At 47.6% G+C, this 19,276-nt stretch carries 17 protein-coding genes; all 17 read left to right on the top strand.

Going from position 1 to position 19,276, the window contains the following annotated elements; translation table 11 throughout:
• Positions 1-4 precede the first annotated feature (4 nt).
• The 17 genes from AC0TWI_RS02380 (at position 5) to AC0TWI_RS02300 (ending at position 19,245) form a co-directional block, all read left to right on the top strand.
• On the top strand, positions 5-2,029 hold the full coding sequence (locus AC0TWI_RS02380) for a chemotaxis protein CheW (protein WP_488124734.1): 2,025 nt from the start codon (positions 5-7) through the stop codon (positions 2,027-2,029).
• A 36-nt stretch (positions 2,030-2,065) separates the two neighbouring features.
• Positions 2,066-2,515, top strand: coding sequence for a chemotaxis protein CheW (locus tag AC0TWI_RS02375; protein ID WP_488124733.1), 450 nt, complete (start codon positions 2,066-2,068; stop codon positions 2,513-2,515).
• A gap of 13 nt (positions 2,516-2,528) precedes the next feature.
• The gene (locus AC0TWI_RS02370) at positions 2,529-3,173 is read left to right on the top strand and encodes a chemotaxis protein CheC (RefSeq protein WP_488124732.1); all 645 of its coding nucleotides are present in this window, start codon (positions 2,529-2,531) and stop codon (positions 3,171-3,173) included.
• Positions 3,163-3,666 (top strand): chemotaxis protein CheD, encoded by a 504-nt coding sequence (locus AC0TWI_RS02365; RefSeq protein ID WP_488124731.1) that lies wholly within the window; start codon positions 3,163-3,165, stop codon positions 3,664-3,666. Before AC0TWI_RS02370 ends, AC0TWI_RS02365 begins: the two co-directional genes overlap by 11 nt.
• An 81-nt stretch (positions 3,667-3,747) precedes the next feature.
• Complete coding sequence (locus tag AC0TWI_RS02360) at positions 3,748-4,515, top strand: FliA/WhiG family RNA polymerase sigma factor (RefSeq protein ID WP_488124730.1); 768 nt, start codon at positions 3,748-3,750, stop codon at positions 4,513-4,515.
• 13 nt (positions 4,516-4,528) lie between these two features.
• Positions 4,529-4,837, top strand: coding sequence for a hypothetical protein (locus AC0TWI_RS02355; RefSeq protein ID WP_488124729.1), 309 nt, complete (start codon positions 4,529-4,531; stop codon positions 4,835-4,837).
• A 9-nt stretch (positions 4,838-4,846) separates the two neighbouring features.
• A complete protein-coding gene (locus tag AC0TWI_RS02350) occupies positions 4,847-5,332 on the top strand; it encodes a hypothetical protein (protein ID WP_488124728.1) in 486 nt (161 codons plus the stop codon).
• A 153-nt stretch (positions 5,333-5,485) separates the two neighbouring features.
• Complete coding sequence (rpsB, locus tag AC0TWI_RS02345) at positions 5,486-6,208, top strand: 30S ribosomal protein S2 (protein ID WP_488124727.1); 723 nt, start codon at positions 5,486-5,488, stop codon at positions 6,206-6,208.
• Positions 6,209-6,324: 116 nt separating this feature from the next.
• A complete protein-coding gene (gene tsf, locus AC0TWI_RS02340) occupies positions 6,325-7,206 on the top strand; it encodes a translation elongation factor Ts (protein ID WP_488124726.1) in 882 nt (293 codons plus the stop codon).
• A gap of 297 nt (positions 7,207-7,503) precedes the next feature.
• On the top strand, positions 7,504-8,229 hold the full coding sequence (gene pyrH, locus AC0TWI_RS02335) for a UMP kinase (RefSeq protein WP_488124725.1): 726 nt from the start codon (positions 7,504-7,506) through the stop codon (positions 8,227-8,229).
• A complete protein-coding gene (frr, locus tag AC0TWI_RS02330) occupies positions 8,229-8,786 on the top strand; it encodes a ribosome recycling factor (RefSeq protein ID WP_488124724.1) in 558 nt (185 codons plus the stop codon). The genes pyrH and frr overlap by 1 nt, the downstream gene beginning before the upstream one ends.
• A gap of 261 nt (positions 8,787-9,047) precedes the next feature.
• Positions 9,048-9,845 carry an undecaprenyl pyrophosphate synthase gene (uppS, locus tag AC0TWI_RS02325; protein WP_488124723.1) on the top strand — a complete coding sequence of 266 codons (798 nt, stop codon included), beginning with the start codon at positions 9,048-9,050 and terminating at the stop codon, positions 9,843-9,845.
• On the top strand, positions 9,842-10,630 hold the full coding sequence (locus AC0TWI_RS02320; RefSeq protein WP_488124722.1) for a phosphatidate cytidylyltransferase: 789 nt from the start codon (positions 9,842-9,844) through the stop codon (positions 10,628-10,630). Before uppS ends, AC0TWI_RS02320 begins: the two co-directional genes overlap by 4 nt.
• A gap of 35 nt (positions 10,631-10,665) precedes the next feature.
• Positions 10,666-11,811, top strand: coding sequence for a 1-deoxy-D-xylulose-5-phosphate reductoisomerase (locus AC0TWI_RS02315; RefSeq protein WP_488124721.1), 1,146 nt, complete (start codon positions 10,666-10,668; stop codon positions 11,809-11,811).
• A gap of 18 nt (positions 11,812-11,829) precedes the next feature.
• The gene (gene rseP / locus AC0TWI_RS02310) at positions 11,830-13,092 is read left to right on the top strand and encodes an RIP metalloprotease RseP (protein ID WP_488124720.1); all 1,263 of its coding nucleotides are present in this window, start codon (positions 11,830-11,832) and stop codon (positions 13,090-13,092) included.
• Positions 13,093-13,119: 27 nt separating this feature from the next.
• Positions 13,120-14,823 carry a proline--tRNA ligase gene (locus AC0TWI_RS02305; RefSeq protein ID WP_488124719.1) on the top strand — a complete coding sequence of 568 codons (1,704 nt, stop codon included), beginning with the start codon at positions 13,120-13,122 and terminating at the stop codon, positions 14,821-14,823.
• 90 nt (positions 14,824-14,913) lie between these two features.
• Positions 14,914-19,245 carry a PolC-type DNA polymerase III gene (locus tag AC0TWI_RS02300; RefSeq protein WP_488124718.1) on the top strand — a complete coding sequence of 1,444 codons (4,332 nt, stop codon included), beginning with the start codon at positions 14,914-14,916 and terminating at the stop codon, positions 19,243-19,245.
• The last annotated feature ends 31 nt before the right edge of the window (positions 19,246-19,276 follow it).

Below are 19,276 nucleotides of genomic sequence, written 5' to 3'. Positions count from 1 at the left end.
GCAGATGGATGTAAATCAATATTTAGAAATTTTTATCGATGAAAGTAAGGAACATCTGCAAGCTTGCAACGAGCAGCTGCTATTGCTGGAGAAAGATCCGCATAACTTGGCGATTGTCAATGAAATCTTCCGTTCGGCCCATACGCTGAAAGGAATGTCGGCAACGATGAACTTCGACGACTTGGCGAACCTTACCCACCATATGGAAAATGTGCTGGATGATATCCGCAACGAGAAAATCGCTGTCACATCAGAAATCATGGACATTGTCTTTTTCGCCGTCGATGAGCTCGAAATCATGATAGAAGCGATTGCAGCAGGTGAAGACGGAAAGCGGGATGTATCAGAAGCTATCGACAAATTGCAAAGCATCGGCAAAGGCTCAGTCCAAGCACAGGCAGAAAAAGAAACAGCCACAGCAGTGGAGGCGCCTGCCGCTCTTAAAAATACGTATGATGAATTCGAGAGAACGGTCATCGAGCAGTCCCGCGAGCAGGGTTTCCAGTGCTATGAACTATCCGTCTCGCTGCGGAAAGACTGCTTGCTGAAAACAGCCCGTGTTTATATGGTCTTTGAAGTGTTAGAGAAAATCGGTGAAGTGATCAAATCGGTTCCTACTGTTGAACAGTTGGAGGAAGAGCAGTTTGATTCCGACTTTACGGTTACGATTATCTCGAAGGAAAGCAAAGCGGATATCGAAGCTAAAATTATGAAGATATCAGAAATCGAAAAGGCTGAAGCGATTGTGATTGATCAAATCGCAGAGCCGAAACAAGAAGAAAAAGTGGAAGAAAAGAAAGAGCAGCAAGGACCGGCAGCTGCGAAAACTTCAGCAAAGCCTCAAGCTGAACAAGATTCCCAACAGCCAAAGCATGCGGCAGGCGGTAAGACGATCCGCGTCAATATTGAAAGGCTGGACATCCTCATGAACCTGTTTGAGGAGCTGGTCATCGACCGCGGGCGGCTTGAGCAGATTTCTCAGGATATTAAAAGCCCGGAACTTGAAGAAACGGTAGAAAGAATGTCCCGGATTTCAGGTGATTTGCAAAATATTATCCTTAATATGCGAATGGTCCCAATCGAAACAGTGTTCAACCGTTTTCCGCGAATGGTGAGACAGCTGGCCAAAGATTTGAACAAGGAGCTTGAGCTCGAAATTATCGGAGCCGAGACGGAGCTTGATCGTACGGTCATTGATGAAATCGGCGACCCGCTCGTTCATTTGTTGAGAAATGCGATTGACCATGGAATCGAAAGCGCAGAAGTCCGGAAAAACAATGGCAAGCCTGCGAAAGGCACGATCGTGCTGAAAGCATACCACAGCGGGAATCATGTGTTCATTGAAATAGAGGATGACGGAGCGGGAATCAATCGGGATGTCGTTGTAAGAAAAGCGATTGAAAAAGGGATTTTGACAGAGGCAGAAGCGATGGATCTTCCGGATGAGCAGGCTTATGAGCTGATCATGGCATCCGGTTTCTCGACGGCGGAAAAGATTTCCGATATATCCGGCCGGGGAGTCGGCCTCGATGTCGTCAAGTCGAAAATCCAGTCTCTTGGCGGCTCTATATCGATTTCGTCGGCGCCAGGGAAGGGTTCGGTTTTTTCAATCCAGCTTCCGCTGACTCTTTCCATCATTTCAGCAATGCTCGTTGAAATCGGTGAAGAGAAATATGCAATTCCGTTATCTTCTATTCTTGAAACGGCAATCATTAAACGCGAAGAGATCTTGCAGGCACATAATCAGCCTGTCATTGATTTTCGCGGGAAAGTGGTACCGATCATCGATCTGAAAAATATTTTTGAGATTGAGAGAAAAGAAGAAGAAGATGAGTTCGTTTCACTCGTCATCGTTCGGAAAGGTGACAAGATGGCGGGACTTGAAGTGGATTCTTTCATTGGCCAGCAGGAGATCGTTTTGAAATCACTCGGAGACTATTTGTCCAAAGTATTCGCCATTTCAGGCGCCACTATTCTTGGCGATGGCCAGGTCGCGTTGATTATGGACTGTAATGCACTGATTAAATAATGCAATTAGCTTACTATTTTGCTCAAAAGGAGCGTGATGACAATGGCAGTTGATGCAGCAGCAAAGGAACTGAAGCTGATTGTCTTTTCGTTGGATGACAAAGAATACGCCGTACCGGTCGAACAAGTAAAAGGGATTGAAAAGCCGCTTCATATTACAAGAGTCCCAAGAGCGGCTGCGCATATTAAAGGGGTCATTAATATGCGGGGATCAATCATCCCGATCATTGATTTAAAAAAGCGGCTAAACCTTGGTGATGCTGTTTACACAAAGAGCACAAGGATGATCATCGTCAATGTCAATGATTTTGAAGTAGGGATCATCGTCGACGGGGCAAACGATGTATTGGACGTCGCAGCGGATTCAATTGAACCGCGCCCGGATGTTGTCGGTTCAATCGAAACGGATTTTATCACCGGAGTGGCAAAATACGGCAAACGGCTGTTGATTTTGCTCAGCCTTGAAAATGTGCTGAATCCGAGCTAAAGGAATGGATGAAATGGGTTTGGAAAAAAAATTCGATGCTGTCCATCTTGATGTTCTTCGTGAAATCGGCAATATCGGCGCTGGGCACGCGGCTACAGCATTGTCTGTCCTAATGGAAAAGAAAATCGACATGGTTGTGCCGAAAGTAAGGATTATGCCATTTGGTGATATGCTTGAGCTTGCCGGCGGGCATGAAAATGTAGTAGTGGCGGTATATTTGCGGATTGAAGGCGATGTATCGGGCAATATGTTCTTTATTCTTCCGCTAGACCAAGGTACGAGATATATCCAGCAGATGACCGGAGATGAAACATTTTCCTTCGCCAATCCTCCTTATTCTGAATTGGGCCTTTCTGCTATGCAGGAATTGGGGAATATCTTGTCAGGTTCCTATCTATCTTCCTTATCGGACTTTACCGGGCTGGATCTTCACCCGTCTGTTCCTTCGCTCAGCGTGGATATGGCCGGTGCGATCATCAGTTACGGCCTGATTGAGCTGTCACAGTCCGAGGATTATGCCATTGTGATTGATACGTCATTACAGGATGACGAACAACATCATAGTGAGCTCGTTCATGGTCAGTTCTTCCTGCTGCCGGATCCTGAGTCGTTTTCGATTCTTTTCAAAGCACTAGGGGTAAATGGGAATGAAGAATGAAGAAACCGTCATAAGAGTCGGCATAGCTGACATGAAAATCGCCAAAGCGCCCGAGCGTATCAGGACGTCGGGCCTTGGCTCCTGCGTAGGCATTGCCCTTTATGATGCACATGCGAAAACGGCCGGACTTGCTCATATTATGCTTCCGGATTCGTCGCTTGCAAAAGGTCAGCAGCCGGTAAACGCGGCGAAATTTGCTGATACGGCGCTGCCTGCGCTTGTTGCCGATCTCGAAAGGCAGGGAGCCAAGCAGAGGAATATGCGTGCAAAAATCGCCGGCGGGGCACAGATGTTCAAATTTACCCAAGGGGGCAGCGAACAGATGCGCATCGGCCCGCGAAATGTCCAGGCAGTGAAAGAGATGCTGGAGACGCTGCGCATTCAAATTGTCGCCGAAGACGTCGGCGGTTCAAGCGGCAGAACGATCGAATTTGATCCGGATACCTGCCAGCTTGAAATTAGAACGGTGAATTTAGGTACGACGGTCATTTAGCATTCAGACATGGATGTCGCAAGCTGCTGTGGTTTGCATGGATCCCGACTGTGCTGTTTGCAACTGGGAGGAGGAGATGGAATGTCAGACTCGTCACTGATTGAAGAACAAGTCTATTGGGACAAATGGAGTGAGGACCGCGATCCGGATGCGGGGAATATTCTGATTCAAAAATACATGCCGCTCGTAACGTATCATGTGCAGCGGATTGCTGTTGGAATCCCGAAAAACGTTCCCCGCGATGAATTGAAGAGCTTTGGAATGATGGGCCTGCTCGACGCCTTGCATAAATTCGATAGGAAACGTGACCTGAAATTCGATACGTATGCCTCCTTTCGCATTAGAGGAGCAATCATTGATGGGCTCCGTAAAGAGGACTGGCTACCGAGAAGCACTCGTGAAAAAGCGAAAAAAATTGAAGCGGCCGCCGAAAAAATGGAGCAAGAATATTTGCGCCACGTCACCCCAGAAGAAATCGCAGAAAAGCTTGGAATGCCGGTTGAGGAAGTGTGCAAAACATTCAGCGAGCATTTTTTCTCGAATGTTCTCTCAATCGATGAATTTATCCATGACCAGGAGGAAGGAGAGACACATTCCTACTCTGTCAAGGACGAGGGGACGCCGCTGCCCGAAGATTCATTGATCAAAAAAGAATGGCTCCAAGAGATGGCGGAGGTTATTAAAACATTGACCGAGAAGGAGCAGCTCGTTCTCAGCCTGTTTTATAAGGAAGAACTGACATTTACGGAAATAGGCGAAATTACAAATCTCTCCACATCCAGAATCTCGCAAATCCATTCGAAAGCCCTTTTTAAGCTAAAACATCTTCTATTAAAACAATACCATTGAGGGAGGCGGCACAATGAGCTTAAAAGCGATTGAATTGCAGGTCGCTCTTCCCCGTACATACGATGCCGGAAAAGTTACCGAACAGCTTAACCAAAAAAGCCAGCTTGCCAATGATTATGCGGCCCTTGAAGGGGAAAAGAAGCTGGAAGAGGCACGACAAAACGTGTTGAATCTGGAGGGGAAAGACAAGGCTTCCTTGCGAGAAGGCGGTGGCGAGCAAAGAGAACGGCAAAAAAAGCGCCGCCAATCACCCAAGGAAGAAGCCGAATCGCGGTCGGAAAACCATCCTTACAAAGGGAAATCAATTGATTATAATGGATAGTGATGTCTAATGGGAATGATAGTCGTTATATTGTTTATCCTCAATCTTCTAACCATCTTTGCGGTTGTCCTGCTCTTCCAGCGTCAGAACAGGCTGATTGAACTGGAGCGAAGCCAGCAAAAGGGACTGCAAGAGTCGGAGGAGCTGCTGTCTGCCTTCATGATGGAAATGAAGGAGGAAAACGAGCTTTTCCTCGCAAAAATCCGGTCTGTGCAGGAAAAGGACAGAGGTTCAGCTTCTTCTAACGAACAAAAACCGCTAGAACCAGAGAATCAGGAGCCAGAGCTTCAAATTCCGCAAGCCGGCTATCAGAAAATGATGGCAGCACGTGCCTATAAACCCGCAGAAAAGGCGGATCCCGTTTTTGAGGATCTTCCGTTTGAGGACCAGGTCTTTCTCCTGGCGGAAGAGGGTATGCCGGTTGAAGAGATCGCCAAAAAACTGCATAAAGGCAAGACGGAGATTGAGCTCCTTTTGAAATTCAGAAAAAGATGAACTTGGAACTTGTATCATTTCCAAAGTTATGATATATTGATTGATGGTGTTAATACACACGTTTCATGATTCCGTGCAAGGTGCTGTCTGACGGCAGTCTGTTCGGAAAATGAGTGAGACGGAGGAAAACAAAACCGAGGAGGAAACAACACTATGTCAGTAATTTCAATGAAACAACTGCTTGAAGCTGGTGTACATTTCGGTCACCAGACACGCCGCTGGAATCCAAAGATGAAGAAATACATCTTCACGGAAAGAAACGGCATCTACATCATCGACTTGCAAAAAACAGTAAAGAAAGTCGAAGAAGCTTATAACTTCATGAGAGAGCTTGCTGAAAACAACGGAAAAGTATTGTTTGTCGGCACAAAGAAACAAGCTCAAGACTCTGTTAAAGAAGAAGCTGAACGCGCAGGCCACTACTATGTGAACCATCGCTGGCTCGGCGGAACACTTACAAACTTCGAAACGATCCAAAAGCGTATCGATCGCCTGAAAGCAATCGAAAAAATGGAAGAAGACGGCACATTTGAAGTCCTTCCTAAGAAAGAAATCGTGCAATTGAAGAAAGAACATGAGCGCCTTGTTAAATTCCTTGGCGGCATCAGAGACATGAAGACTCTTCCAGATGCAATGTTCATTATCGATCCGCGCAAAGAGCGTATTGCAGTTGCAGAAGCACGCAAACTGAACATTCCAATCGTCGGCATCGTTGACACAAACTGCGACCCTGATGAAATCGACGTAGTCATCCCGGCTAACGACGATGCAATCCGCGCCGTGAAATTGCTCACTTCCAAAATGGCTGATGCTTTGATGGAAGCGAAAGATGACGTGGAAGCAGAAGAAGCAGCTGAAGAAACTGCTAACGCATAATCAAACATAAGGCAAACGCCCATTAAAGGGCTTCAGTCTGAAAAAGGTGATGAGGGTGCGTACACTTGTCACCTTTTTTCAAACAAAGAATGAACTGTCACAAGGAGGATGTAAACATGGCAATTACTGCACAAATGGTTAAAGAACTGCGTGAAAAAACTGGCGCGGGCATGATGGACTGCAAAAAAGCATTGACTGAAACAAATGGTGATATGGAAAAAGCAATCGACTTCCTGCGTGAAAAAGGTATCGCTTCAGCAGCGAAGAAAGCGGACCGCATTGCTGCGGAAGGCACAACTTTCATCATGAGCAAAGGCAATGACGCAGTCATCCTTGAAGTGAACGCTGAAACAGACTTCGTTGCGAAAAACGAAAACTTTCAAAACCTTGTTAAAGAACTGGCTGAGCAACTGCTTGCAGAAAAGCCAGAGACAGTGGAAGCTGCACTTGAAACAAAAATGCAGAACGGACAAACTGTCAATGAATACATCAATGCAGCCATCGCTACAATCGGCGAAAAGCTGACTTTGCGCCGTTTTGCGATCCAAACAAAAACGGACAGCGACGCTTTCGGCGAATACCTTCACATGGGCGGACGTATCGGCGTTCTCGTCAAGCTTGAAGGCACTACCGATGCAGATGCTGCAAAAGACGTAGCGATGCACATCGCAGCGATCAATCCAAAATACATCTCCCGCGACCAAGTTTCTGCGGAAGAAACAGAGCATGAGCGCCAAGTGTTGACTCAACAAGCTCTTAACGAAGGCAAGCCTGAAAAAATCGTTGAAAAAATGGTTGAAGGCCGCCTTGGCAAATTCTTCGAAGAAATCTGCCTGCTTGACCAAACATTCGTGAAAAACTCTGACCAAAAAGTACGCCAATTCGTAGAATCCCACGGCGCTACAGTAGCAGATTTCATCCGCTACGAAGTCGGAGAAGGCCTCGAAAAACGCCAAGAAAACTTCGCAGAAGAAGTAATGAGCCAAATTAAGAAGTAAGACAGAAATGCGGAGGCGCCTTGCTCGGCCGCGACAAGCATAAGACGGAAACGGAAAAAGGCGTTTTTCAGCCTTTATTCGTTTCTGGCTTATGACCTCGAGCGGCCAGGCGCCGGAGCTGGACAAAGAAAATGCGGAGGGCGATTGAACAGGGGCGACAAGCTCTTTTCTGAAGAGACCTCGAGCCCCTATCGCCCGCAGCTGGATAATGAATAATCACAACGAAATAGGGAGCACGCCTCGTGTTCCCTATTTTTTACAAGCAAAAGAAATTTACATACTGTATTGGAGGTTCACATGAGCACCCCAAAATATAAAAGAGTCGTCCTTAAATTAAGTGGAGAAGCACTTGCAGGAGATGAAGGATTCGGTATTAATCCTGCCATCATCCGTTCGATTGCCGAACAGGTGAAGGAAGTAGCCGAACTTGGCGTGGAAGTGGCAGTCGTTGTAGGCGGCGGCAACATCTGGCGCGGCAAGACGGGCAGTGAAATGGGCATGGACCGCGCATCAGCGGATTATATGGGTATGCTGGCAACCGTGATGAATTCACTTGCACTCCAGGATAGCCTGGAACAGCTCGGAATCGAAACGCGCGTACAGACATCGATCGATATGCGCCAGGTTGCAGAACCATACATCCGAAGAAGAGCAATCCGTCACTTAGAAAAGCACCGTGTCGTCATTTTTGCTGCCGGCACCGGCAATCCATACTTTTCTACCGACACGACAGCAGCGCTGCGTGCGGCTGAAATCGAAGCAGATGTTATCCTGATGGCGAAGAACAATGTTGATGGTGTATACAGCGCCGATCCGAAGCTTGACAAGGATGCAGTCAAATACGACAAACTCTCCTATCTTGATGTGTTGAAGGAAGGCCTCGGTGTAATGGATTCCACCGCTTCCTCTTTATGCATGGACAATGATATTCCATTGATTGTTTTTTCTTTCACTGAAAAAGGCAACGTTAAGCGCGCCGTTATGGGCGAAGAAATCGGAACAATTGTAAGGGGGAATAAATAATGCCGAAAGCGACACTGAATACGACAAAAGAAAGAATGGAAAAAGCGATCCAAGCGTACAGCCGTGAATTGGCCAGCATTCGTGCGGGCCGCGCCAATGCATCCCATCTTGACCGTATCACAGTAGATTATTACGGAGCACCTACACCGATCAACCAAATGGCGTCTGTATCGGTGCCAGAGGCTCGCTTGCTCGTTATCCAGCCGTATGACAAGACTATTCTTGGCGATATTGAGAAAGCGATCTTGAAATCTGACCTCGGACTTACTCCGTCAAACGACGGTTCATTGATCCGTCTTTCGATTCCGCAGCTTACGGAAGAGCGGAGAAAAGAACTTGTGAAAGTTGTCAAAAAAGAAGGCGAAGATGCAAAAGTCGCAATCCGGAATATCCGCCGCGACGGCAATGATGACCTAAAAAAGCTAGAGAAAAATGGCGACATCTCCGAAGATGAACTTCGTGGATACGCAGATGACATTCAGAAGCTCACTGATGATCATATTAAAAAAATCGATCAGCTGACGAAAGAAAAAGAGGAAGAAATTTTAGCGGTCTGATCCTCAGCCGAAAAGCCCTTTCTTAACGAAGGGCTTTTTATTTTTGCCCTGCAGCCCGTGTTCTTTCAGCCTGCAAGCATTTTCCTTCATCAACCAGAATAAAATAGACTGCTATTCAAAATGAGAACTTTTCTTTATAATAGGTTACGATGCTGTTCGGATTTTTAGAAGACCAGCACAAACAATAACGATTTCTGGCGAAGTATGCTAATATTATGGAATGGATAGCAGACGGAAGGATTTCTGACGGAGGATACTCTCATGCTGAATAAAATGAAGTTATGGAAAACTTCCAAAGAGATGCCGGCGATGGAAGAGAGAATAGCGAAAATACGAACACAGCCGGTTCCTGGCCATATTGCCATCATTATGGACGGAAATGGTCGGTGGGCAAAAAAACGGGCACTGCCGAGAATTGCCGGGCACCATGAAGGCATGCAGGTGGTCAAGAAGATTACCAAGCTTGCCAACCGTCTCGGGATTGACACACTTACATTATATGCGTTTTCAACAGAGAACTGGAAAAGGCCAAAGCTCGAAGTGGATTATTTGATGCGCCTTCCTGAGGAGTTTCTCGGCAGTTTTCTGCCTGAATTGATTGAAGAAAACGTGAAGGTGACCATGATGGGGGAGAAAGAGCTTCTTCCTGAACATACGAAACGGGCGGTAGATCAGGCATTACGCTCCACAGCTCACAATACGGGCTTGAATCTGAATCTTGCCTTGAATTATGGGAGCCGGACAGAAATTGTCGAAGCAATTAAAAAGATGTACCAAGATATTAAAGACGGGCAGCTTGACGAAAATGATGTCACAGATGAAAATTTGTCCAACTATTTAATGACCAGTGCCTTTGCCGATCCGGATCTTTTAATTCGTACAAGCGGCGAGCTGCGGCTGAGCAATTTCATGCTTTGGCAGCTGGCTTATACAGAGCTGTTTTTTACGGATGTTCTTTGGCCGGATTTTAAAGATGAACATTTGCTGGAGGCTGTCGAGGCCTACCAAAACCGTTCCAGGAGATACGGAGGCATACATAGCGAGGAGATAGAGAAATGAAACAAAGAATCATCACAGCAGCAGTTGCAATAGCAGTTTTCCTGCCGTTGGCCATATGGGGCGGCCTTCCGTTCACCTTATTGGCCTACGCCATGGCTTCCATCGGGCTCCATGAGCTGTTTAAAATGAGAAAACAGCCGTTTTTCTCATTCCCCGGCATATTGAGCCTTGTTTTGCTCTGGATTCTGCTGCTTCCGGCAGATGTATTTTCTGCCTATAATTTTACGGGTCTCGGAAAAGCGGAGCTCGGCGTTATTGGTGCCCTGCTTTTCCTCGTCTACACAGTTGTCGTAAAAAACACGTTCACATTTGACGATGCGGGCTATTTTATGATGGCCATCCTCTATGTGGGCATCGGCTTCTATTATTTTATTGCGACGCGCGAAGCAGGGCTTGTCTACTTGTTCTATGCATTGTTCGTCGTCTGGGTGACCGATTCTGGCGCCTATTTTATCGGGAGAGCTATGGGAAAAAGAAAGCTTTGGCCGGAAATTTCTCCGAACAAGACGGTCGAAGGTTCGCTTGGCGGTATCGTCGCGGCCCTTGTTGTAGCGCTGCTATTCTTCTTTTTCTCCGGAATCGACATTCCACTAGGAAAATTGATGCTGATTACGATTGTTCTGTCTGCTTTTGGACAAGTAGGAGATTTGGCAGAGTCTGCACTGAAAAGACATTATGATGTAAAGGATTCCGGCAATCTGCTGCCGGGTCACGGCGGTATTTTGGATCGATGCGACAGCTGGCTGTTTGTTCTGCCACTGTTCTACTTACTTTCTGCACTATAACCAAACCACCGCCAGATGAATAGGAGTTGAGAAGTTTGAAACATATCAGTTTGCTTGGGGCGACAGGATCGATCGGTACCCAGACGTTGCAAGTCATCCGGGAGCATCCGGAAGAGTTCTCGTTAACGGCAATGGCATTCGGGCGCAATGTCGAGTATGCACGCAAGATTATCAATACGGATAGGCCGGAACTCGTCTGCGTGGAAACAAAGGAAGATTGTGATCGGCTGAAAAGCGAATTCCCAACAGGCATTACATTTGTTTGGGGAGAGGAAGGACTGATTCAGGCAGCTGCGTATGAAAAAGCAGACATCGTCCTAAATTCTGTCCTCGGAAGTATCGGCCTTCAGTCAACGCTTGCAGCAATAGAAGCGAAGAAAACGGTCGCCCTTGCCAATAAGGAGTCGCTCGTTGTTGCCGGTCATCTCGTCAAAGCGGCCCTTGACCGGCACAAGGTCGACTTGATTCCAGTCGACAGCGAACACTCGGCGATATTTCAATGCTTGCGCGGTGAGGATGAGAAGACGATTCAGCGCCTGCTCATCACAGCTTCAGGCGGAAGTTTCCGTGATTATAACCGAAAGCAGCTTGAAAATGTTACGCTTGAACAAGCTTTGAATCATCCAAATTGGTCGATGGGCTCCAAAATTACGATTGACTCTGCTACAATGATGAACAAAGGCTTGGAAGTGATTGAGGCACATTGGCTGTTTGACATGCCTTATGACAAAATTGATGTCTTGCTTCACCGGGAGAGCATCATCCATTCTCTCGTTGAATTCCAAGACAGCAGTGTAATGGCTCAGCTAGGCAGCCCTGACATGCGTGTGCCAATCCAGCTTGCGCTCTCTTATCCTGACCGCCTGCCGCTCCCTTCCGCCAACTGGCTTGACTTGGTTAAAACAGGCACTCTTCATTTTGAGGAAATGGACATGGAAAGATTCCGCTGTCTTCAGTTCGCCTATGACGCCGGCAGAGAAGGAGGCACGATGCCTGCTGTATTAAATGCAGCCAATGAAGTGGCGGTTGCCGCTTTCCTTAAGGAGAAGATCTCGTTTCTCCAAATTGAAAGCATCATTGAAACTGTGATGAATAAACATAAAGCGGTCCAAAATCCTGATTTGGAGACGATTCATCAGGCAGATAAGGAAGCCCGGGCATTTGCAAGCACACTCTTTTAATAAAGGTGGTAGTCCATTTTGAATACAATACTGGCGTTTATCATCATTTTCGGCGCGCTTGTGTTTTTCCATGAGCTGGGACACTTTATCTTTGCAAAGCGTTCGGGAATTTTGGTAAGAGAATTCGCGATCGGCTTCGGGCCAAAAATCTTTTTTTATACAAAAAATGAAACGACCTATACGATCCGGCTTCTCCCAATCGGCGGGTATGTCCGCATGGCCGGGGAAGACCCGGAAATGCCGGAGCTGAAGCCCGGTCACCGAATTGCACTGCTGCTTGACCAAGACGGAAAAGCAGAAAAAATCATCATGAACCAAAAAAGCCGTTATCCGAATGCCATCACGATTGAGGTGGAGGAGGCCGATCTTGAGCGGGAACTCTTCATCAAAGGGTATGAGGACGGCGACGATGAAGAACTAAAGCGATTTGCGGTCTCACGTGATGCCTATATTGTGGAGGATCAGGTAGAGACGAAGATTGCTCCTTGGGACCGGCAGTTCGCCTCGAAGAAGTTGAGCGCACGGGCCATGACAATCTTTGCAGGACCAATGTTCAACTTCATCCTTGCCATTGTCATTTTCATGATTATCGGCTTCTTGAACGGCGTGCCCGTGAAAGAGGCGGTGCTTGGAAAGGTAATGCCTGACAGCCCGGCGAGCGAAGCGAATTTAAAAGCCGGCGATGAAGTGCTGACGATTAACGGACAGGGAGTCTCGACCTTCGTTGATATGACCGAGATTGTCCGTGCTCATCCTGATGAGGAACTGGTGTTTACGGTTGAGCGTGGGGGAGAGACACTGGATGTTCCGGTAATTCCCGAAAAGCAGGAGGCAGAAGGCGAGTCATACGGATTGATCGGTGTCCAGTCTGCCCTCGATAAATCGGTGCCAAAAACTCTCGCTTACGGCTTTACAGAAACGTATACAATGACGATTGAAATCTTTAAACTGCTGTCGAAGCTTCTGACCGGACAGTTTTCGATTGATATGCTGTCAGGTCCAGTCGGGATTTACAAAACGACTGAGACAGTCGCTCAGTCCGGACTGATGAATTTGATGAGATGGGGCGGGTTGTTGAGCATAAATCTTGGTATAATGAATTTATTGCCGATTCCTGCGCTTGACGGCGGACGGCTGCTGTTCTTCGGAGTAGAAGCACTTCGCGGAAAACCGCTGGACCGTCAGAAAGAGACTCTCGTTCATCTGGTCGGATTTGCACTTCTCATGGTGCTGATGATCGTAGTAACGTGGAATGATATTCAACGCTTTTTTATTAACTGACCAATTGTAGAGATAGAGGTGCGATCAATGAGACAAACGATGACACTTATTCCCACGCTCAGGGAAGTGCCTGCAGATGCGGACGTAAAGAGCCACCAGCTCCTGCTCCGGGCAGGGTTCATCCGCCAGACGGCAAGTGGAGTGTATACGTATATGCCGCTTGCAAAAAGGCTGTTGGATAAGATTGAAAGAATCATCAGGGAAGAGATGGAAAGGGCAGGTGCAGCGGAGCTTTTGATGCCCGCACTCCAGCCTGCCGAACTATGGCAGGAGTCTGGCCGCTGGTATACTTACGGGGAAGAACTGATGCGTCTTCACGATCGTCATAACCGCGACTTTGCTCTTGGGCCGACCCACGAAGAAGTAATTACAAACCTTCTAAGGGATGAAATCAAGTCTTATAAGAAGCTGCCGCTTGCCCTATTCCAGATCCAGACGAAATTCAGGGACGAGAAGAGACCACGTTTCGGTTTGCTCCGCGGCCGGGAATTCATTATGAAAGATGCGTATTCTTTCCATGCAACACCTGAGAGTCTTGATGAAACCTATAAAAAGATGCATACCGCCTATTCAAACATCTTTACGCGCTGCGGGCTTGATTTCCGCTCTGTTTTGGCGGATTCGGGTGCAATCGGCGGGAAAGATACCCAGGAATTCATGGTTCTTTCGGAAATCGGTGAAGATACGATTGCCTATTCAGATGCATCTGATTACGCGGCGAATATTGAAATGGCCGAAGTCGTAAAAGTGTACAAGAGATCGGAAGAGCCTGAGAAAGAGTTGGCTGAAGTCGACACACCGGGACAAAAAACAATTGCGGCTATCTCCGGATTTTTGCAGGTTGAAGAGGAGAAGTGCATTAAAACGCTTGTTTTCAAGGCGGATGACGAGCTTGTCATCGTATTGGCAAGAGGCGACCATGAAATCAACGACATTAAAGTGAAAAACGTGCTCGGTGCAAAAACGGTTGAAATGGCTGAAGAAGAAGAAATCGTCGGCCTGCTCAACTGCTCGCCAGGTTCGCTCGGACCGGTCGGTGTGGAAGGAAAAGCGAAAATTCTTGCTGACAATGCGGTCGAGTCGATCGTAAATGCCGTTTGCGGCGCTAATAAAGAAGGTGTGCATTACATCAATGTCGTGCCTGGCCGGGATTTCCAAGCTCAGTATGCCGATCTTCGCTTTATCCAGGAAGGGGATCCTTCACCGGATGGCAAGGGAACCATCAAGTTTGCCCGCGGAATTGAAGTCGGTCATATCTTCAAGCTTGGCACAAAGTACAGTGATGCCCTGAAAGCCGAGTTCCTCGATGAGAACGGAAAGGCGAAGAGCTTCATTATGGGTTGCTACGGAATTGGTGTATCAAGGACACTCTCTGCAGTGGCGGAGCAGTACAATGACGAATCAGGTTTCACATGGCCGGTCGGCATTTCCCCGTATGACATCCATTTGATTCCTGTTAATATGAAGGACGCAGATCAGGCTGGACTTGCCGAGGAATTATACGGCCTGCTGCAGCAAAACCGTTATGAAGTGCTAATGGATGACCGTGCAGAACGCCCGGGCGTAAAATTCAAAGATTCCGATCTGATTGGACTTCCGGTTCGGATTACAGTCGGCAAAAAGGCGAACGAAGGAATCGTTGAGGTGAAGCTGCGAGCTTCAGGTGAAACATTCGAAGTCAATAAAAATGAATTGCTGGAAATGCTGAATCCTTATTTCAGCAAGCTTTGACAGGTTGCCTGTATTCCAGCCTAACTGATGAAGAGGTACCTTAATTTAAGGTACCTTCATTCAATTTTATTCATGTAGGGGGTGTGCAAGTTGGAAAAAGATCCTGTAGAGAAAAAAGAGCGATTCCGGCTCTTATTGCAGCAGCTCGGCCTGACCGAGGACCATTTCATACAATACGTCGAAAACGGGGAAATTGAAAAGCTGCAAATCGACAGGAAAAGGAAGCGTTGGCATTTTTATTTTTTATTGGAAAAGCTGATCCCCTTTGCCGCATACAAAAAGCTGGAACAGCATTTGCAGCATAGTTTCCGCAGTATTGCCGATATCAATTTTACGCTGAAGGTAAAAAACGCCGAATTCACGCCTGAGCTGATTGCCGACTACTGGACAGATTGCCTTCAAGAGCTGCAAGGCATCTCACCAATGCTTCTCTCTCTGCTCAATGGACAGCTCCCGGAACTGCAGGGGAATAAGCTGCTGATCACAGCAAGAAATGATACAGAGGCGAGGACACTGAAGCAAAAATACGGTGATCTCATTGGCCTGTCCCTCCAAAAATACGGCTTTCCACATTTGATCCTCGACGCGGTCGTTCAGCAAGAGGCTAACGGCGGCGAGGAGTTTGAGAGATTTGTAGAAGCGAAGCAAAAAGAAGATGAGGAGCGGGCAAGGCAGGCTGTAATTGACATGGTGCAGCAGGAGGCGGAACGTGCAAAAGGCGGCGGAGCCGAAGCGCCTCAAGGCCCGCTTACGATCGGGATTACGATCAAAGAAAACGAAGAAATCAAACGGCTTGAAGAAATCATCGATGAGGAGCGCCGGGTCGCGATTGAGGGATATATTTTCAATGCAGAGACGAGAGAGCTTCGGAGCGGCCGGACGCTGCTTACTTTTAAAATCACCGATTATACAAGCTCCATTATGGTGAAAATGTTCTCCCGTGACAAAGAGGATGCTGCGATGCTTGCCAGAGTAAAGAAAGGGATGTGGGCAAGGGTCCGGGGCAGTGTCCAGATGGATACATTTGTCCGCGACCTCGTCATGATGGCGAATGACATCAATGAAATCCGCCCTGTCGAACGGAAAGACTTAGCCCCTGAAGGAGAAAAGCGAGTCGAGCTTCATCTCCACTCGCCGATGAGCCAGATGGATGCTGTCACATCGGTCGCTGACCATATCGCACAGGCGAAAAAATGGGGGCACAAAGCGATTGCGCTTACCGATCATGCAGTTGTCCAGTCCTTCCCGGAAGCTTTCAGCGCAGGGAAAAAGCATGACATCAAAATCCTCTACGGGCTTGAGGCCAATTTGGTCAACGATGGAGTCCCGATTGCTTATAATAGCGCCCATCGCCTTTTAGATGACGATGTGTTTGTCGTATTCGACGTCGAAACGACAGGGTTATCCGCAATTTATGACACGATTATTGAACTGGCTGCCGTAAAAGTCCAGGGCGGTGAGATTATCGACCGGTTTGAACGTTTTGCCAATCCGCATCATCCGCTTTCTTCAACGACCATCGAGCTGACCGGGATTACGGATGACCTCGTGCAAAATGCTCCAGATGTCGATGAGGTGCTTCGTGATTTCCATGAATGGACAGGGGATGCTGTTTACGTTGCCCATAACGCTTCTTTTGATATGGGCTTCCTTAATACTGGCTATCAGAGATACGGGATTGGAAAGGCGGAGAACCCGGTAATCGATACGCTTGAGCTTGGAAGATTTTTGTATCCTCAGTTTAAAAACCATCGGCTCAATACGCTTGCGAAGAAATTCGACATCGAACTGACCCAGCACCACCGGGCCATCTATGATGCTGAAGCGACTGGCTATCTCATGTTGAAAATGCTGAAGGATGCGAAGGAGAAGGGGATCGATTACCATGATGACCTGAACCGGCATGTGGGGGAAGGCGATGCATACAAGCGGGCGCGCCCTTACCATTGCACGCTCCTCGCCGTAAACGATACCGGATTGAAAAATCTGTTCAAGCTCGTTTCATTTTCACATATGAATTACTTTTATCGGGTGCCAAGAATTCCACGCTCGCTTTTGGAGAAGTACCGTGAAGGCCTATTGATCGGTTCCGGCTGTGACAAAGGTGAAGTGTTTGAAGCGATGATGCAAAAAGGGAAGACAGAGGCGGAAAAAGCAGCCCGTTTTTATGATTACCTTGAGGTCCATCCAAAGCCTGTTTATTCCCATCTGCTCGAAATGGAGCTTGTGCGGAATGAGAAGGATCTTGAAGACATTATTCAAAACATCGTCGAGCTCGCAGAAAAATTGGAGATTCCTGCGGTAGCAACAGGGAACGTACACTATTTGAACGAAGTTGACAAGGTGTACAGGCAGATTCTCGTTGGTTCCCAAGGGGGAGCGAATCCGCTCAATCGCCATCAGCTTCCTGACGTGCATTTCCGGACAACGGATGAAATGCTGAAGGAATTCCGTTTCCTCGGAGAAGAGAAGGCGAAAGAGATCGTCGTTCTGAACCCGAATGCAATTGCGGACAGAATCGAAAGTATTAAGCCGATTAAAGATGATTTGTACACGCCAAAAATTGAAGGCGCTGAAGATGAGATCAAAGACATGAGCTACAACATGGCGAGGAAGATATACGGCGATGAGCTTCCTGAAATTGTTGAAGCCCGGCTTGAGAAAGAACTGAAAAGTATCATCGGCCATGGGTTTGCCGTTATTTATCTCATCTCTCATAAGCTCGTGAAAAAGTCGCTTGATGACGGCTACCTCGTCGGTTCCCGGGGGTCCGTCGGCTCGTCGTTCGTTGCGACGATGACGGAAATTACCGAAGTAAATCCGCTGCCGCCGCATTACGTTTGCCCGAACTGCAAGCATTCCGAGTTTTTCAATGATGGATCTGTCGGATCAGGGTTTGACTTGCCTGATAAGTCATGCCCGGAGTGCGGCACAGAATACGTAAAGGACGGCCAGGATATTCCGTTCGAAACATTCCTTGGATTCAAGGGGGACAAAGTTCCGGATATCGACTTGAACTTCTCCGGGGAGTATCAGCCGAAAGCCCATAACTATACGAAAGTGCTCTTTGGCGAGGATTATGTGTATCGTGCTGGAACAATCGGTACGGTTGCGGAGAAGACGGCGTTTGGCTATGTAAAGGGCTATGCCCAGGATCATAATATGATGCTGAGAAATGCAGAGGTGGAGAGGCTTGTCCAGGGCTGCACCGGGGTAAAACGGACGACAGGACAGCACCCGGGAGGCATTATCGTAGTTCCTGACTATATGGAAATCTACGACTTCTCACCGATCCAATATCCAGCCGATGACAGCGAGTCCGAGTGGAAGACAACGCATTTCGACTTCCATTCCATTCATGATAATTTGTTGAAGCTCGATATTCTCGGGCACGATGATCCGACGGTCATCCGGATGCTTCAGGATTTGAGCGGGATCGATCCGAAGACGATTCCGACCGATGATCCGGAAGTAATGAAGATATTTGGTGGAACGGAATCACTTGGCGTGACAGAGGAACAGATCATGTGCAAAACCGGAACGCTTGGGATTCCAGAGTTCGGAACCCGTTTCGTCCGTCAAATGCTTGAGGATACAAAACCGACGACGTTCTCAGAGCTCGTCCAGATTTCCGGACTTTCTCATGGAACCGACGTCTGGCTCGGCAATGCCCAAGAGCTTATTTACAGCAAGACTTGCACGTTGCCGGAAGTAATCGGCTGTCGTGACGATATCATGGTTTTCCTTATCTATCAGGGTCTTGAGCCGTCTCTCGCCTTCAAGATCATGGAATCTGTCCGGAAAGGGAAAGGACTGATTCCTGAATGGGAAGAGGAGATGCGCAAGAATGAAGTGCCGGAATGGTATATTGATTCATGCAAAAAGATCAAATACATGTTCCCGAAAGCGCACGCGGCCGCCTATGTTTTGATGGCTGTCCGTATTGCTTACTTCAAAGTACACCATCCGCTCCTATACTATGCAGCGTATTTTACAGTACGTGCGGAGGACTTCGATTTGAATGCGATGGTTCGCGGATCCCAGACGATTCGGGCGAAAATTGAGGAAATCAATGCCAAAGGTCTGGAAGCGTCGACGAAGGAGAAGAACTTGCTCACAGTAATGGAACTTGCCCTTGAGATGTGTGAACGGGGCTATAAATTTCAGCGCGTGGACCTTTATAAATCAAGCGCATCGGAATTTATCATTGAGGGGGATTCCCTCATCCCGCCATTCAATGCAATCCCTGGACTTGGCACAAACGCTGCCATCAATATTGTAAAAGCTCGCGAGGAAGCCGAATTCCTCTCGAAAGAAGATTTACAGCAACGGGGAAGGGTATCAAAAACCATTGTGGAATACTTGGATCAGCACGGCTGCCTCGAAGAATTGCCGGAGCAGAACCAATTGTCGCTGTTCTAATCAGAAGGCGGAGACCGGAGGCGGTCTCCGT

The organism is Lederbergia sp. B243.17 (assembly GCF_057657925.1).
Note: the sequence above shows the minus strand (reverse complement) of the source record. Positions and strands in the feature narration are given on the sequence as shown.

Bases quoted from the DNA above. Each gene is read 5' to 3' on its own strand.
- rpsB (WP_488124727.1), top strand. From the start codon at position 5,486: ATGTCAGTAATTTCAATGAAACAACTGCTTGAAGCTGGTGTACATTTC.
- AC0TWI_RS02375 (WP_488124733.1), top strand. From the start codon at position 2,066: ATGACAATGGCAGTTGATGCAGCAGCAAAGGAACTGAAGCTGATTGTC.
- pyrH (WP_488124725.1), top strand. From the start codon at position 7,504: ATGAGCACCCCAAAATATAAAAGAGTCGTCCTTAAATTAAGTGGAGAA.
- AC0TWI_RS02365 (WP_488124731.1), top strand. From the start codon at position 3,163: ATGAAGAATGAAGAAACCGTCATAAGAGTCGGCATAGCTGACATGAAA.
- AC0TWI_RS02380 (WP_488124734.1), top strand. From the start codon at position 5: ATGGATGTAAATCAATATTTAGAAATTTTTATCGATGAAAGTAAGGAA.
- AC0TWI_RS02350 (WP_488124728.1), top strand. From the start codon at position 4,847: ATGGGAATGATAGTCGTTATATTGTTTATCCTCAATCTTCTAACCATC.
- AC0TWI_RS02360 (WP_488124730.1), top strand. From the start codon at position 3,748: ATGTCAGACTCGTCACTGATTGAAGAACAAGTCTATTGGGACAAATGG.
- uppS (WP_488124723.1), top strand. From the start codon at position 9,048: ATGCTGAATAAAATGAAGTTATGGAAAACTTCCAAAGAGATGCCGGCG.
- AC0TWI_RS02355 (WP_488124729.1), top strand. From the start codon at position 4,529: ATGAGCTTAAAAGCGATTGAATTGCAGGTCGCTCTTCCCCGTACATAC.
- tsf (WP_488124726.1), top strand. From the start codon at position 6,325: ATGGCAATTACTGCACAAATGGTTAAAGAACTGCGTGAAAAAACTGGC.
- frr (WP_488124724.1), top strand. From the start codon at position 8,229: ATGCCGAAAGCGACACTGAATACGACAAAAGAAAGAATGGAAAAAGCG.
- AC0TWI_RS02320 (WP_488124722.1), top strand. From the start codon at position 9,842: ATGAAACAAAGAATCATCACAGCAGCAGTTGCAATAGCAGTTTTCCTG.
- AC0TWI_RS02370 (WP_488124732.1), top strand. From the start codon at position 2,529: ATGGGTTTGGAAAAAAAATTCGATGCTGTCCATCTTGATGTTCTTCGT.
- AC0TWI_RS02305 (WP_488124719.1), top strand. From the start codon at position 13,120: ATGAGACAAACGATGACACTTATTCCCACGCTCAGGGAAGTGCCTGCA.